Annotated in this window: 13 protein-coding genes; 7 read left to right on the forward strand and 6 right to left on the reverse strand. The window is 55.4% G+C overall.

The features are described from left to right. Positions 1-1,326, reverse strand: a complete 1,326-nt coding sequence (locus L379_RS05085; protein WP_015571758.1) for a PTS sugar transporter subunit IIC — start codon at positions 1,324-1,326, stop codon at positions 1-3. 299 nt (positions 1,327-1,625) lie between these two features. On the opposite strand from L379_RS05085, the gene L379_RS05080 reads away from it, so the two are divergent. Beyond that, positions 1,626-2,663: a LacI family DNA-binding transcriptional regulator gene (locus L379_RS05080; protein ID WP_003862814.1), complete on the forward strand. Its 1,038-nt coding sequence runs from the start codon at positions 1,626-1,628 to the stop codon at positions 2,661-2,663. On the opposite strand, the gene lysA is transcribed toward L379_RS05080, so the two are convergent. After that, positions 2,633-3,895, reverse strand: a complete 1,263-nt coding sequence (lysA, locus tag L379_RS05075) for a diaminopimelate decarboxylase (protein ID WP_017692727.1) — start codon at positions 3,893-3,895, stop codon at positions 2,633-2,635. The two genes, L379_RS05080 and lysA, sit on opposite strands and share 31 nt — an antisense overlap. Positions 3,896-4,015: 120 nt before the next feature. Here lysA and L379_RS05070 point away from each other — a divergent pair, with 120 nt between their 5' ends. After that, complete coding sequence (locus tag L379_RS05070; protein WP_017382857.1) at positions 4,016-4,942, forward strand: LysR family transcriptional regulator; 927 nt, start codon at positions 4,016-4,018, stop codon at positions 4,940-4,942. On the opposite strand, the gene L379_RS05065 is transcribed toward L379_RS05070, so the two are convergent. Further along, positions 4,937-5,629 (reverse strand): aspartate/glutamate racemase, encoded by a 693-nt coding sequence (locus L379_RS05065; protein WP_015571762.1) that lies wholly within the window; start codon positions 5,627-5,629, stop codon positions 4,937-4,939. The genes L379_RS05070 and L379_RS05065 overlap by 6 nt on opposite strands. A 135-nt stretch (positions 5,630-5,764) precedes the next feature. Here L379_RS05065 and L379_RS05060 point away from each other — a divergent pair, with 135 nt between their 5' ends. Beyond that, positions 5,765-6,088 carry a cupin domain-containing protein gene (locus L379_RS05060; protein WP_015571763.1) on the forward strand — a complete coding sequence of 108 codons (324 nt, stop codon included), beginning with the start codon at positions 5,765-5,767 and terminating at the stop codon, positions 6,086-6,088. Between the two features lie 33 nt (positions 6,089-6,121). On the opposite strand, the gene wzz(fepE) is transcribed toward L379_RS05060, so the two are convergent. Then, positions 6,122-7,258, reverse strand: a complete 1,137-nt coding sequence (wzz(fepE), locus tag L379_RS05055) for an LPS O-antigen length regulator Wzz(fepE) (protein ID WP_017382859.1) — start codon at positions 7,256-7,258, stop codon at positions 6,122-6,124. A gap of 544 nt (positions 7,259-7,802) precedes the next feature. On the opposite strand from wzz(fepE), the gene L379_RS05050 reads away from it, so the two are divergent. From L379_RS05050 to L379_RS05035, 4 genes are read left to right on the forward strand one after another with little or no spacing between them, the layout of a single operon-like run. Then, positions 7,803-8,693 carry a carbohydrate ABC transporter permease gene (locus L379_RS05050; protein WP_003862825.1) on the forward strand — a complete coding sequence of 297 codons (891 nt, stop codon included), beginning with the start codon at positions 7,803-7,805 and terminating at the stop codon, positions 8,691-8,693. Beyond that, on the forward strand, positions 8,686-9,588 hold the full coding sequence (locus tag L379_RS05045; protein ID WP_017692724.1) for a carbohydrate ABC transporter permease: 903 nt from the start codon (positions 8,686-8,688) through the stop codon (positions 9,586-9,588). Before L379_RS05050 ends, L379_RS05045 begins: the two co-directional genes overlap by 8 nt. A 12-nt stretch (positions 9,589-9,600) precedes the next feature. Continuing rightward, complete coding sequence (locus tag L379_RS05040; RefSeq protein ID WP_023295369.1) at positions 9,601-10,728, forward strand: ABC transporter ATP-binding protein; 1,128 nt, start codon at positions 9,601-9,603, stop codon at positions 10,726-10,728. Between the two features lie 13 nt (positions 10,729-10,741). Further along, on the forward strand, positions 10,742-12,028 hold the full coding sequence (locus tag L379_RS05035) for an ABC transporter substrate-binding protein (RefSeq protein WP_017382862.1): 1,287 nt from the start codon (positions 10,742-10,744) through the stop codon (positions 12,026-12,028). A gap of 84 nt (positions 12,029-12,112) precedes the next feature. Here L379_RS05035 and L379_RS05030 read toward each other — a convergent pair whose 3' ends face one another. Beyond that, positions 12,113-13,528 carry an arabinose-proton symporter AraE gene (locus L379_RS05030; RefSeq protein WP_023295370.1) on the reverse strand — a complete coding sequence of 472 codons (1,416 nt, stop codon included), beginning with the start codon at positions 13,526-13,528 and terminating at the stop codon, positions 12,113-12,115. 312 nt (positions 13,529-13,840) lie between these two features. Then, the gene (gene kduD, locus L379_RS05025) at positions 13,841-14,602 is read right to left on the reverse strand and encodes a 2-dehydro-3-deoxy-D-gluconate 5-dehydrogenase KduD (RefSeq protein WP_032654869.1); all 762 of its coding nucleotides are present in this window, start codon (positions 14,600-14,602) and stop codon (positions 13,841-13,843) included. Between the last annotated feature and the right edge of the window lie 28 nt (positions 14,603-14,630).

A 14,630-nucleotide genomic window follows, 5' to 3' on the forward strand; every position in this document is an offset into this window, starting at 1 on the left:
TCATGCGTTATCGGTGGCTTGTTGCAGTGCGGCCTGATCTGCGCGGCGTGAGGCAATTTTCACAAACGGCAGATAGATAATCACCGCGGTCACGATGCAGATAAACTGGGTGATCACCGCCCCCATGGAGCCCGCGGTTGACAGCCAGGCGTTGATCAGCGGCGGCGTGGTCCAGGGCACCATCACCACGGCTTTCCCGGCAAATCCGGTCACGGTGGCAAAGTAGCCAATCGAGCCCGTCACCAGCGGCGTGATGATGAACGGGATAGCCAGGATCGGGTTGAGCATGACTGGCATCCCGAAGATCACCGGCTCGTTGATGTTAAAAATACCCGGGCCGATGGAGAGCTTAGCGATCTCCTTCATCTCTTTACGTTTGGTGGCAATCATGACGGCTATCAGCAGGCCGATGGTCAGGCCGGAGCCGCCGATGCTCATATAGACGTCCCAGAACGGCATGGTGATGATGTTTGGCACCTCTTTGCCCTGCTCGAACGCGCTCATGTTAACGGTGATTGCCCCCAGCAGCAGCGGCTCGCGGATCGGCTTGATCATCTGGTTGCCGTGAATACCAATCACCCAGAACAGCTGGGCGACAAACATCAGCAGCAGGATCCCCGGCAGGCTTTGCACCACGCGCTCCAGCGGCTGTTGCACCACCTGGTAAACCGCGTCGTAGAGATACATTCCGGTAACCTGATGAAACACGAAGCCAAAGGTGGCGATGGCGGTGGTGGTGATAATGGCCGGGATCAGCGCAGAGAACGACGCGGCGACGTTCGGCGGCACCGTGTCTGGCATCCTGATTTTCAGCCCCTTGCGGTTTTCCAGCCAGCAGTAAATCTCCACTGACAGGATGGCGATAAACATGCCGAGGAACAGGCTGCGGGTATCCGAGAACTGGCGCAGCAGCACGTCTTTCACCACGTGCATCTCGCCGTCCACCAGCATTTCCACCGTGGTCGGCGTCACGCAGATAAAGCAGATCACCGCCAGCAGGCCGGGGAACAGGGACTTAATGCCGTTAATACGCCCCAGCTCAATGCCGATTAAAAACACCGCGCCGATGTTGAGAAAGTTGAGCGTGGCATAGTTCAGCGCACTGGTGATCGGCTTTAACGCCGCCAGAAACGACAGCGACTGAAAGCTCGCCAGGCCGTTTTTCGGATCCAGCACCATATTGGAGATCAGTACCGAGAACGCCCCCACAATGATGACCGGCATTAAGGTAATAAACGCAGACTTGATCGCCTGGATGTAGCGATAGCTGTTGAAGGTGGTGGCAAAACTGCCCAGAGCGTCGATCAGTTTTTCCTGAAATGCCATAGGGTAATACCTCAGTAAAAGGGCTTTTATTGAATAAGATGGACAGCCGGATACTATTGGTATGCCAAAAATAGCGTCCACAGGCGCTTTGTTCTGTGATTAAGCTCTCAATGAGGTAAGAGGTATTCCAGATTGCGATTTATCACCATTTTGGCATGCCAATGACAGGCATTTATCCCGCGGGCGAGGATCGTTACCGAAAAGCGTGATCGTTATGGGGTTTTGCCCTTCCCACGTCGCTTATGCGCCGGATGGTCTGTGTTAAACTGCAAACCATTACGTGGAAACAGGAATTTCGAATGGCAACAATGCTGGATGTCTCACTGCGTGCGGGCGTGTCGAAGGCCACCGTTTCGCGCGTGCTGAACGGCACAGGTCAGGTTAAAGAGAGCACGCGTCAGCAGGTATTTCGCGCGATGGAGGAGCTGGGCTATCGTCCGAACTTTCTCGCGCGTTCGCTGGCTAACCAGACCAGCAACAGCATTGGTCTGGTCGTCTCGACGTTCGACGGTTTTTACTTTGGTCGTTTGCTACAGCAGGCGTCACGGCAGACCGAAAAGCACGGAAAACAGCTGATTGTTACCGACGGTCACGACGCCCCTGAACAGGAAGAACAGGCGGTGCAGATGCTCGCCGATCGCAAGTGCGACGCCATCGTGCTGTATACGCGTTACATGAGCGAAAAGACGATCCTGAAGCTGATCAACAGCGTGCAGACGCCGCTGGTGATCATTAACCGTGAAGTGAGCCAGGCGGCGGATCGCTGCGTGTTCTTTGAACAGCAGGACGCAGCCTTCAAAGCGGTGGATTACCTGATAAGCCAGGGCCACCGGGAGATCGCCTGTATCACCGTCCCGATCCACACGCCAACGGGTAAAGCGCGACTGATGGGCTACCGTAAGGCGCTGGAGAAGCACGGTATTCGTCTCGACGAGCGGCGGATTAAATACGGCGATGCAGGCATGACGCGGGGTTACGAGCTGTGCAAGGAGCTGATTGCGGAAAAGACATCGTTCAGCGCCCTGTTTGCCTGTAACGATGATATGGCCCTGGGCGCCTCCAAAGCATTACACCAGGCCGGGCTGAAGATCCCGCAGGATATTTCGCTGTTTGGTTTTGACGATGCCCCCAGCGCAAAGTGGCTGGAGCCTGCCCTGTCGTCGGTGTATCTGCCGATCGACAACATGATCGTCACGGCGATCGACCAGGCGATCCGGCTGGCAAAAAACCAGCCGGTTGAAGCGATCCCGCCGTTCACCGGCACGCTGGTGTTACGCGATTCGGTGACGACGGGGCCCTGGTTTAATCAGACCAGCTCTAACGCCAGCAGCTCCTGAATGGTCTGGCGACGGCGAATCAGCCGCGCCACGCCGTTATCAAACAATACTTCCGGCAGCAGCGGGCGGCTATTGTAGTTGGAAGACATAGACGCCCCGTACGCACCGGTATCATGCAGCACCAGATAATCTCCCGGTTTTACCTCTGGCAGCGAACGGGTTTCGACTTTCCCGCCTTCCTGCTGAGTAAAGACGTCACCGGATTCACACAGCGGGCCGGCAACAACGGTCTCGATGCGCGGGGCGTTAACCAGATCGCGGCCATCGGCGGCAAGTGCGGTGATGTGATGATAGCTGCCGTACATGGACGGGCGCATCAGATCGTTGAAGCCAGCATCAATCAGCACAAAGTGACGGCTTCCCATCTCCTTCACGCTCCGCACCTGCGCCACCAGCACGCCGGCCTCGGCAACCAGGAAACGACCCGGCTCAATCTCCAGCTTCACCGCATGGCCCAGATGGGCGGCGATGCTGTCACGCGCGGCGCTCCACAGGCCGTAATAGTGATCCGTGTCGATCGCCTCTTCCCCTTCGCGGTAAGGGATCGAAAGCCCTCCCCCGGCGGAGATCGCCTCCAGATCCTGACCAAAATCGATAACCTGACGCACCATGGCGCCACAGACCTGCTCAAGATGGCCATAATCCACGCCGGACCCGATATGCATGTGAATGCCTACCAGCTTGAGGTTGTAGCGTTGTAAAACCTCCAGCGCCGCAGGCATATCGGCATACCAGATCCCGTGCTTGCTGTTTTCGCCCCCGGTGTTGGTTTTCTGACTGTGACCGTGACCAAAGCCCGGGTTGATGCGCAGCCAGACGCGATGGCCAGGAGAGACCTGCCCAAGCTGTTCCAGCATATCCACCGAACCGGCATTGACCGGGATTTGCAGCTCGTGCACGCGCGCCAGCGTGGCGTCGTCAATCAGGTCAGCGGTGAAGACGATCGCGTCGCTGTCGGCTTTCGGATCAAACCCGGCCGCCAGCGCACGTTCGATTTCACCCAGCGATACGGAGTCAACCTTCACGCCCTGCTCGCGCATCAGGCGCAGAATATGAATATTGGAGCAGGCCTTCTGCGCAAAACGCACCACGTCAAACTGATGCAGCGCGGCGATCTTCTCGCGGACAATCTGCGCATCGTAGACCCACACCGGGCAGCCGAATTCGGCAGGCAAGCGCAGCAGGTTATCGGCGTTTAAATCGGTCTCAGTCTGGTTGAGTGGGCGTGGCATGGTCGTCTCCGGAAATCTGTTTTTTATCATTACGCCATAGCCTGGAGAGAATAAAAAATATCGTTTTATCGTGAGTCTATGCAAAAATGATATGGACTACGCTCAGCCATCAGGTGCCCTATGCCCGCCGTTAACCTACGCCATATCGAGATTTTTCATGCGGTAATGACCACCGGCAATCTCACTGAAGCCGCGCACATGCTGCACACCTCGCAGCCGACGGTCAGCCGCGAGCTGGCGCGTTTTGAGAAAGTGCTGGGGCTGAAGCTGTTTGAACGCGCCCGCGGCAGGCTGCATCCAACGGTGCAGGGTTTACGCCTGTTTGAGGAGGTTCAGCGCTCCTGGTACGGGCTGGACAGGATCGTGAGCGCGGCAGAGAGCCTGAGGGAGTTCCGCCAGGGCGAGCTGTCCATCGTCTGCCTGCCGGTCTTTTCCCAGTCATTCCTGCCGGTACTGTTACAGCCGTTTCTGGCCCGCTATCCGGAGGTCAGCCTGACCATCGTGCCGCAGGAGTCGCCGCTGCTGGAGGAGTGGCTTTCGGCCCAGCGCCACGATCTGGGTCTGACCGAAACCCTCGTCACGCCAGCGGGAACGGAACGCACGGAGCTGCTGTCGCTGGATGAGGTCTGCGTGCTACCTGCCAGCCACCCGCTTGCCCACAAAGCGGAGCTGACGCCGGCGGATTTTCACGGTGAGAACTATATCAGCCTGTCGCAGACCGACAGCTACCGGCAGCTTCTGGATGGCCTGTTTGCCGAACATCAGGTGAAGCGGCGGATGGTGATGGAAACGCACAGTGCGGCGTCTATTTGCGCGATGGTGCGCGCGGGCGTGGGTATTTCGGTGGTGAACCCGCTCACGGCCATGGACTACGCCAGCAGCGGCGTGGTTCTGCGCCGTTTTAGCGTTTCCGTTCCCTTTACCGTGAGCCTGATCCGCCCGCTGCACCGGCCCGCCTCAGCGCTGGTTGATGCCTTTAGTGAACACCTGATTGCGCACGCGCGTCAGGTGGCGCTTCGCTTACCTGACCTGCAAAAACCACTATGACAGCATGAACTCCACCGCATCCGCGGCATGGATGGCGGCGGTATCGAAGACCGTTATCGGGCTTTGGTCTGCCGGCACCAGCAGGCCAATTTCGGTACAGCCGAAGATAACCCCTTCCGCCCCCTGCTGCGCCAGTTTCTCAATCACGCTGACGTACCATGCGCGCGACGTTTCGCTGAAGGTGCCCAGACACAGCTCATCAAAAATAATCTGGTTAATGCGCGCCCGGTCAGCCTCTTCAGGGATCAGGCTTTCAATCCCGAACTGGCTGTTCAGCCGCCCGCGGTAAAAATCCTGCTCCATGGTGTAGCGCGTCCCCAGCAGCGCCACGCGCGTCATGCCAGCGGCACGTATGGCACGCCCGGTGGCATCCGCGATATGTAAGAACGGCAGCGAACAGCGGTCTTCAATGTGCGACGCCACCTTATGCATGGTATTGGTACACAGCAGAATACCCTGCGCGCCCGCACGCTCCAGCCCAAGCGCGGCGTCCGCCAGCATCTGCCCCGCTTTGTCCCACTCCCCGCTCGACTGGCAGGCTTCTATTTCATGGAAATCCACGCTGTGCAGCAGCAGGCTGGCCGAATGCAGACCGCCCAGACGCTGTTTGACGCCTTCATTAATCAGGCGGTAGTACGGGATTGTTGATTCCCAGCTCATGCCCCCTAACAGACCGATCGTTTTCATCTTTCCTCCTGTGCGTTTCACCCAGTGAAGCAAACTTGTGATCGCCTTTCCAGTTATTTGGCTAAACGTTTCCTTTTCGCCGCGGGTGAGATAAATTAATTGAAACAATGTTTCATTACATAACAGGGCGAAAATATGTTTATTTTCCATAAAGAGACCACGCTTGAGGATCTGGGCAACGGCGTGACGCGTCGTATTCTGGCGCACGACGGCAGGATGATGGCGGTGGAAGTGAATTTCGAGCAAGGCGCGATTGGCCCGATGCATAACCATCCGCATGAGCAGCTCACCTACGTTCTCTCGGGGGAATTTGAGTTCACCATTGGCGAGGAGAAGCATGTGGTGATGGCGGGCGACACCCTCTATAAAGCGCCGCACGTGATGCACGGCTGCGTTTGCCTGAAACCCGGCACCCTGCTGGATACCTTTACGCCGGTTCGCGAAGATTTCCTGAAATAAAAAAAGGCGCTCAGTTGAGCGCCTTTTTTGAAGTTATTCCGTAACCGGCTCAGGAAGTTGTTCCGGCAGCGGGTTGCGGGTGCTCATTGCCTCGCGCAGCAGCACGCTGCCACAGGCGAACAGTCCACCCAGAATACACGCCAGCAGCACGATCAGGGCTTTGCCCGGGCCATCTTTTTTCACCGGCATAGAAGGTGAAAGCTGGTATTTGAACGGCTCCAGGCTCACATCTTCGAAGGAAAGTTTTTGCAGCTGTGCCAGGTAGTATTCGCGGTTCTGGAAATCGGCGTTCAGCTCAGAAACGTCCTTCAGATTTTTTTCAATCTGCAATTTCTGCGCAATCCCGTCCGCACCGAGGGCGACGGAATAATCCGGATCGTCTTTCACCGCCTGTCCATTGCTGTAGACCGGCTTTTTGATCCCCGCCGCGTTCGCCACTTCCAGCGAGTAGTTCAGGCGTTGCAGGTTGGTATTGTGGATATTTGTCAGACGGACCCGATCCAGCTCCAGCTGCTGCTGAACCGTTTTGGTTCTCAGGATCAGCTGATCGCGAATGTTTTGCATGGTCTCCTGCTCGACGATGCGGGAGATGTACTGAATGTAACCATTCAACACTTTCTGCGCGTCCTCTGCCGTTGGGGCAGTGAAGCTTAACGTCCAGGAGAGGTACGGTGCTTTATCGGCATTTTTTTCCTGCGTGTTATCAACAGCCTTCATCTTTTCGGCAATATTGACCACCGCGCGGTGCAGCTCCAGCGGGTCAACCTGAGCGCCATCGAGCTGAGCCATCACGTAAGGTGAGCTCTTCATGTACTCTTCAAGCAGAGACTGGGACTGAAACTTTTTGATAAACAGATTAAACACATCCGCACGGGTAATTTTCACGTCGACATCAAGCACCTGGAGCGCCACCATCATCTGGCGCAGCGAACTCCACTGCGTCTGTTCCGCGGGCGTAATGACCGCTTTACTGGTCCATTTTTGCGGTATCAGAAAGGCGATTGCCAGGCCGACCAGTGCAAATGCAAAGACAATGGTGATGATGCGTTTTTTTGCTGCCAGCAGGACGTCCAGCAGACCCAGAAGATCTATTTCTTTAGCGCTGACCGCCGGGGGAGCATAGTGAGGAAAGTTGAGATCCGTATGTTTTTTGAAATCCATCGCTGACATAACTGTTCTTCTTTTAAGGATGCAGTGAAATTCTGCCTGACTGGTTCCGGTGTAACAAATCATACAAGAATGTAAGAATTATCTGAATGACGAATTGGTACATCTGTAGACCTGCTATCAGATCTGGTAGTTAGCCACGCTGCGTGACTATTCTTATTCCCGCTCCCTTTTTGCTTCGTTATCTCTTCCTCATGGCCGGCGGCAAAGCTTCGTGAAAAGTCAAAAATGCCACCTCCCTCACTATATTGAAACAGCGTTTCGACGCCGATCACATTTCCACCATTAAGCGAATGACGCAGAAATAAATCGCAATAATATAAAATAAAACGATGTTTTAGTATCCAAGAACGCCGGTTCAGCTCTTTTGAAACCAGAAGCGCTTACAGCACAAAGAAAGACAAAAAAGCGTTAAAAAACAAACGTAGATTTCGCCGTTGCCAGACGTTGCACCCTGAATTTCAGCTCTCATGCCGCGCATCGCAGGCCTGGGAAAATGTAACAAAGCAGATTTCGTATTAAACCATTGATTGCCAGGTAGGTATGTATGAATGAAAACAAGCTGCTGGGGCTCGCATGGATATCACCCTACATCATCGGGCTGATACTCTTTACGGCATTCCCCTTCGTCTCATCGTTTTTCCTCAGCTTTACGGATTACGATTTGATGAGTCCGCCGGTGTTTAACGGCATTGAAAACTATCGCTACATGTTTACCGAAGACACGCTCTTCTGGAAATCCATGGGCGTGACCTTTGCCTATGTATTTTTAACCATCCCGTTAAAGCTCGCCTTTGCATTAGGAATTGCCTTTGTCCTGAACTTTAAATTACGCGGCATCGGCTTTTTCCGAACGGCCTACTATATTCCGTCGATCCTCGGCAGCTCCGTCGCCATTGCCGTACTGTGGCGCGCCTTATTTGCCATTGATGGTCTGCTGAACAGCTTTATCGGTGTATTTGGCTTTGATCCGGTGAACTGGCTGGGCGAGCCGTCGCTGGCGCTGATGTCCGTTACCCTGCTACGTGTCTGGCAGTTCGGTTCCGCGATGGTCATCTTCCTGGCCGCGCTGCAAAACGTTCCGCAGTCCCAGTATGAAGCGGCAATGATCGATGGCGCATCGAAATGGCAGATGTTCATGAAGGTGACCGTGCCGCTGATTACGCCGGTGATCTTCTTCAACTTCATCATGCAGACCACGCAGGCGTTCCAGGAATTTACCGGGCCGTACGTCATTACCGGCGGCGGGCCAACCTATTCGACCTATCTGTTCTCGCTCTACATCTACGACACCGCGTTTAAGTATTTCGATATGGGCTATGGCGCGGCGCTGGCGTGGATCCTGTTCCTAGTGGTGGCCGTCTTCGCCGGTATCGCCTTTAAGTCGTCGAAATACTGGGTGTTTTACTCAGCCGATAAAGGAGGCAAAAATGGCTGATATTCAACAACTCTCCACGGCAAGAAGCGTCGCCGAACGCGAAGTGGCCCGCACGCTGCGCAGAGAGAAAATCAACGCCTCCGTTCGCTATGTGATCCTGCTGGTTGTCGGCCTGCTGATGCTTTACCCGCTGGTGTGGATGTTCTCCGCGTCGTTCAAACCGAACCACGAGATCTTCACCACCCTGAGCCTGTGGCCAGCCCACGCCACCTGGGATGGTTTCGTGAACGGCTGGAAAACCGGCACCGAGTACAACTTCGGCCATTACATGCTGAATACCTTTAAGTATGTGATCCCGAAAGTGATCCTGACCATTATCTCCTCCACCATCGTGGCGTACGGCTTTGCCCGCTTCGAGATCCCGTGGAAGAAGTTCTGGTTCGCCACGCTCATCACCACCATGCTGCTGCCCAGCACCGTACTGCTGATCCCGCAGTACCTCATGTTCCGTGAAATGGGCATGCTCAACAGCTATATGCCGCTGTACCTGCCGCTGGCCTTCGCCACTCAGGGGTTCTTCGTCTTCATGCTGATCCAGTTCCTGCGCGGCGTCCCGCGTGACATGGAAGAGGCGGCGCAGATTGACGGCTGTAACTCCTTCCAGGTGCTGTGGTACGTGGTGGTACCGATCCTGAAACCGGCCATTATCTCCGTCGCCCTGTTCCAGTTCATGTGGTCCATGAACGACTTTATCGGGCCGCTGATTTACGTCTACAGCGTGGATAAATACCCCATCGCACTGGCGCTGAAAATGTCCATCGACGTCACCGAAGGCGCGCCGTGGAACGAAATTCTGGCAATGGCGAGCATCTCCATTCTGCCATCCATCATTGTCTTCTTCCTGGCACAGCGCTACTTCGTACAGGGCGTCACCAGCAGCGGAATTAAAGGTTAAGAGGGAAATACCATGGCTGAAGTTATTTTCAACAAGCTGGAAAAGGTCTACTCCAACGGCTTTAAAGCGGTACACGCTATCGATCTTAAAATTGCTGAAGGGGAATTCATGGTGATCGTCGGCCCATCCGGCTGCGCCAAATCCACGACCCTGCGCATGCTGGCGGGGCTGGAAACCATCAGCGGCGGCGAGGTGCGCATCGGCGACAAGATCGTGAACAACCTCGCGCCGAAAGAGCGCGGTATTGCAATGGTGTTCCAGAACTACGCCCTCTATCCGCACATGACGGTGCGCGAGAATCTGGCCTTTGGTCTCAAGCTGAGCAAACTGCCGAAAGATCAGATTGAGTCTCAGGTGAATGAAGCCGCCAAAATTCTTGAGCTGGAAGAGCTGCTCGACCGCCTGCCGCGCCAGCTTTCCGGCGGCCAGGCGCAGCGCGTGGCGGTAGGCCGTGCGATTGTGAAAAAGCCGGATGTGTTCCTGTTCGATGAGCCGCTTTCAAACCTCGACGCCAAACTGCGCGCTTCGATGCGTATCCGTATTTCTGACCTGCACAAGCAGTTGAAGAAGTCAGGAAAACCGGCGACCACCGTTTACGTGACCCACGACCAGACCGAAGCGATGACCATGGGCGACCGTATCTGCGTGATGAAGCTCGGCCATATCATGCAGGTGGACACGCCGGACAACCTCTACCACAAGCCGAAGAACATGTTCGTGGCGGGCTTTATCGGCGCGCCGGAGATGAATATACGCAAAAGCGTGCTGGTCGAAAAAGCGGGCCAGCTGCACATCGCCATTGGCGATGAAACCATGCCGCTGAACGCGGAGAAGCAGGAGAAAGTCGCGGCTTACGCGGGTCAGGAGATCTTCTACGGCGTGCGCCCGGAATTTGTGTCGCTCTCTGATGAGCCCTTCCCGAATGGCGGCTGTAGCGGGGAGATGGTGCGCGTGGAGAACATGGGCCACGAATTCTTTGTGTACCTGAAGGTCGCGGACTACGAACTGACCGCCCGAATCCCGTCCGATGAAGCTAAGCCAATGATTGATAAAGGGCTTCATCGTAAGGTGTATTTCACGTTTGAGATGAACAAGTGTCATATTTTTGACGCAAAAACTGAACAGAACCTCTCTCTCTGATGGAGTGATAAAAATGAAAAAAGTGCTTTTAAGCGCAGCAATCTCCGCGACCCTGGGCCTTACCGCTTTGCCATCGATGGCGCAGAATGTGGATTTACGGATGTCCTGGTGGGGCGGCAATGGCCGTCACCAGGTCACTCTGAAAGCGCTGGAAGAGTTCCATAAGCAGAACCCGGACATCAACGTAAAAGCGGAATACACCGGCTGGGACGGTCACCTCTCCCGTCTGACCACCCAGATTGCGGGCGGCACCGAGCCGGACGTGATGCAGACCAACTGGAACTGGCTGCCGATCTTCTCCAAAACCGGTGATGGCTTCTACGATCTGAACAAGATGAAGGACGTGATCGACCTGTCGCAGTTCGATCCCAAAGAGCTGCAAACCACCACCGTGGACGGCAAGCTGAACGGCATTCCGATCTCGGTGACGGCGCGCGTGTTCTACTTCAATGACGAAACCTGGAAAAAAGCGGGTATTGCGTACCCGAAAACCTGGGACGAGCTGATGGCGGCCGGTAAAACCTTCGAGAGCAAGCTCGGCAAGCAATACTATCCGGTGATCCTGGAGCACCAGGATACGCTGGCGCTGCTGAATTCGTACATGATCCAGAAGTACAACATTCCTGCGGTGGATGAGAAAACCAAAAAGTTCAGCTACACAAAGGAACAGTGGGTGGAGTTTTTCCAGACCTACAAAAAGCTGATCGACAGCCACGTCATGCCGGACACCAAATACTATGCCTCGTTCGGTAAGAGCAACATGTATGAGATGAAGCCGTGGATCCAGGGTGAATGGGGCGGCACCTACATGTGGAACTCCACCATCAACAAATATTCCGACAACCTGAAGCCACCGGCGAAACTGGAGCTGGGCAGCTACCCAATGCTGCCGGGCGCCACCGACGCGGGTCTGTTCTTCAAACCGGCGCAGATGCTGTCGATTGGTAAGACGACCAAAAACCCGGAAGCGGCAGCGAAGCTGATTAACTTCCTGCTCAACAGCAAAGAAGGGGTCGATACGCTGGGTCTTGAGCGCGGCGTGCCGTTGAGCAAAGTGGCGGTGCAGTATCTGACCGAAGACGGCACCATTAAAGAGGACGATCCATCCGTGGCGGGCCTGCGCCTGGCGCAGTCGCTGCCGGCGAAACTCACCGTCTCGCCATACTTTGACGACCCACAGATTGTGGCGCAGTTCGGTACTTCTTTGCAGTATATCGACTACGGGCAGAAAACCGTGGAAGAGACGGCCGCTGACTTCCAGCGTCAGGCGGAGCGTATTTTGAGACGTGCGATGCGGTAAACACAAAGCCGGGTGGCGGCTACGCCTTACCCGGCCTACAGGCTATCGTAGGCCCGGTAAGCGAAGCGCCACCGGGCAATGACATTACACGCCGATATTACGTAGTTTCTCCCCTCTCATCAGCTTGCGTTCAATATGCTCCAGGGTCACGCCTTTGGTTTCCGGAATCAGCCAGAAGGTCACGCCGATAAATGCCACGTTCAGCACCGTATAGAGCCAGAAGGTGCCTGCCGCGCCAATCGCATCCAGCAGCGTCAGGAAGGTCGCGCCAATGATCATGTTCGACACCCAGTTGGTGGTGGTGGAACAGGTGATACCAAAGTCACGGCATTTCAGCGGCTGAATTTCAGAGCACAGGATCCACACCACCGGCGCGGCGCTCATCGCGTAACCGGCGATGCACATCATGGTCATGCCGACGGAGAGCCAGGAGAGGCCGCTGGACGCCGTGCCGTTATCGAACTGCATCAGGCAGTAGCCGAGTATTAAGGTGCCGAGCGCCATCACGCTAAAGCCAATTTTCAGGGCGGGTTTACGTCCGGCTTTATCAACGGTGAACACCGCGATAAAGGTGGCGAACATAAAGGTCAGCCCTACCACCAGCGTGGCGATCATCTGCTGTTCGGTGGTGGTAAAACCGGCCATTTTAAAGATGCGTGGGGCGTAATACATGATGATGTTCATCCCCGTGAACTGCTGCATCGCCTGTAACAGCATGCCGAGGAACACCGCGCGGCGCACGTTGCGGTTTGCCTTAAACAGCGACCAGCCGCCCTGCTTCAGCTTCAGGCTCTCGCGGATTTCGTTCAGCTCTTCACGCGCTTTTTCAGACGTGTCGCGCAGCATGCGCAGCACCTCTTCCGCCTCCACGTGACGCCCTTTTTGCGCCAGCCAGCGCGGGCTGTTCGGCAGGAAAATGACTAACACAATCAGCAGCACCGCAGGCAGCGCCAACACGCCAAGCATTGCCCGCCAGTTGCCGCTGTAGCTGAAGTATGTATCCGACAGGAACGCCAGCACGATACCGAGCGTCACCATCAGCTGGTACATGCTGATCATCTTCCCGCGCACGTTTTCGCTCGCCATTTCGGAGAGGTAAAGCGGCGCGGTGTAGGACGCGATACCCACCGCCACGCCCAGCAGCACGCGGGAGAGCAGCAGCACCTCAACGTTGATGGCAAACGCCGAGCCAATGGAACCGGCAACAAACAGGATCGCCCCAACCATCAGGCTGTATTTGCGCCCGAGACGGAACGACAGCCAGCCGTTAAACAGTGCGCCGATGGCCGCACCCAGCATCATGCTGCTCACCACCCACTCTTGCAGGCGGTTGCTTAAGGTAAAGTGGTCGGTAATAAAGGGCAGTGCGCCAGCGATAACGCCGATATCCAGACCAAACAGTAAACCGGCTACGGCGGCCGCAACAGAAACAAACTGGTTCATGCGTCGGGTATCGCGCAGCGCAGCGGGCATAAGGGTAGAGTCATTTACAGATGTCATAGTTTCCTGCCTCAACAGCGAAATTCGTTAAGTGAAATTACGAGATACCGGAAGAAAGTGTCAGGCCGGAACTGGTGAAGATATGGATTATTTCGCTACGACATACCGATCTGTGATGGACATTACAATTTCAAATCAGGGTGGTTTAACCTTATTTTTTATTAATTAGTTAATATTTAAGCAATAAATGTGTGACACCCGTCATTCATTCCTTTTCAGTATGGATTTTTCATCTTTAAGGATATGGATAAAGCCAATTTTGGCGCAAAAAAAACCTCCACCCGAGGGCAGAGGTTCTTTATTCGGGGTGAATTATCGTGCCAGCCAGCCGCCGTCAACGGCAACGGTGTAGCCGTTAATATAATCCGAAGCCGGGGACGCCAGGAACACAACCGGGCCCATCAGATCGCTCGGCAGACCCCAGCGACCCGCTGGAATACGCTCCAGGATTGCCGCGCTGCGCTCTTCATCCGCACGCAGCTGCTGGGTATTGTTGGTGGCCATGTAGCCCGGCGCAATCGCGTTGACGTTGATGTTGTGCTGCGCCCACTCGTTCGCCAGCAGACGGGTCACGCCCATCACGGCACTCTTCGATGCGGTGTAAGACGGCACGCGGATGCCGCCCTGGAAAGAGAGCATGGAGGCAATATTGATGATCTTGCCCCCTTTCCCCAGGGCGATGAAGTGCTTCGCAGCCGCCTGGGACATAAAGAACACGCTCTTGATGTTAAGATTCATCACGTCGTCCCAGTCCGTTTCGCTGAAGTTAATCGCGTCTTCACGACGGATCAGGCCGGCGTTGTTGACCAGAATATCGATATGCCCAAACTCCGCCACCGCGCGATCCAGCAGCTCAGGGATCGCATCGATTTTGCGCAGGTCCGCGGTCAGGCTCAGGAAACGGCGGCCCAGTGCGGTAACGCGCTCGATGGTTTCCGTTGGCTCAACGATGTTAATCCCGACGATATCGCAGCCCGCTTCAGCCAGACCTAACGCCATACCCTGCCCCAGCCCGGTGTCACAACCGGAAACCACAGCCACTTTACCTTGCAGAGAAAATGCATCCAGAATCATGTTTATTCCTTAATCGTTCAGCGCCTGT

The sequence above is a fragment of the Enterobacter sp. MGH 33 genome (assembly GCF_000534535.1).
Classification (GTDB): domain Bacteria; phylum Pseudomonadota; class Gammaproteobacteria; order Enterobacterales; family Enterobacteriaceae; genus Enterobacter; species Enterobacter hormaechei_C.

Excerpts from the sequence above, each read along its gene's own strand:
- lysA (WP_017692727.1), bottom strand. The coding sequence starts at position 3,895 with ATGCCACGCCCACTCAACCAGACTGAGACCGATTTAAACGCCGATAAC.
- L379_RS05060 (WP_015571763.1), top strand. The coding sequence starts at position 5,765 with ATGTTTATTTTCCATAAAGAGACCACGCTTGAGGATCTGGGCAACGGC.
- L379_RS05035 (WP_017382862.1), top strand. The coding sequence starts at position 10,742 with ATGAAAAAAGTGCTTTTAAGCGCAGCAATCTCCGCGACCCTGGGCCTT.
- L379_RS05045 (WP_017692724.1), top strand. The coding sequence starts at position 8,686 with ATGGCTGATATTCAACAACTCTCCACGGCAAGAAGCGTCGCCGAACGC.
- L379_RS05050 (WP_003862825.1), top strand. The coding sequence starts at position 7,803 with ATGAATGAAAACAAGCTGCTGGGGCTCGCATGGATATCACCCTACATC.
- L379_RS05070 (WP_017382857.1), top strand. The coding sequence starts at position 4,016 with ATGCCCGCCGTTAACCTACGCCATATCGAGATTTTTCATGCGGTAATG.
- L379_RS05080 (WP_003862814.1), top strand. The coding sequence starts at position 1,626 with ATGGCAACAATGCTGGATGTCTCACTGCGTGCGGGCGTGTCGAAGGCC.
- L379_RS05030 (WP_023295370.1), bottom strand. The coding sequence starts at position 13,528 with ATGACATCTGTAAATGACTCTACCCTTATGCCCGCTGCGCTGCGCGAT.
- L379_RS05065 (WP_015571762.1), bottom strand. The coding sequence starts at position 5,629 with ATGAAAACGATCGGTCTGTTAGGGGGCATGAGCTGGGAATCAACAATC.
- L379_RS05085 (WP_015571758.1), bottom strand. The coding sequence starts at position 1,326 with ATGGCATTTCAGGAAAAACTGATCGACGCTCTGGGCAGTTTTGCCACC.
- kduD (WP_032654869.1), bottom strand. The coding sequence starts at position 14,602 with ATGATTCTGGATGCATTTTCTCTGCAAGGTAAAGTGGCTGTGGTTTCC.
- L379_RS05040 (WP_023295369.1), top strand. The coding sequence starts at position 9,601 with ATGGCTGAAGTTATTTTCAACAAGCTGGAAAAGGTCTACTCCAACGGC.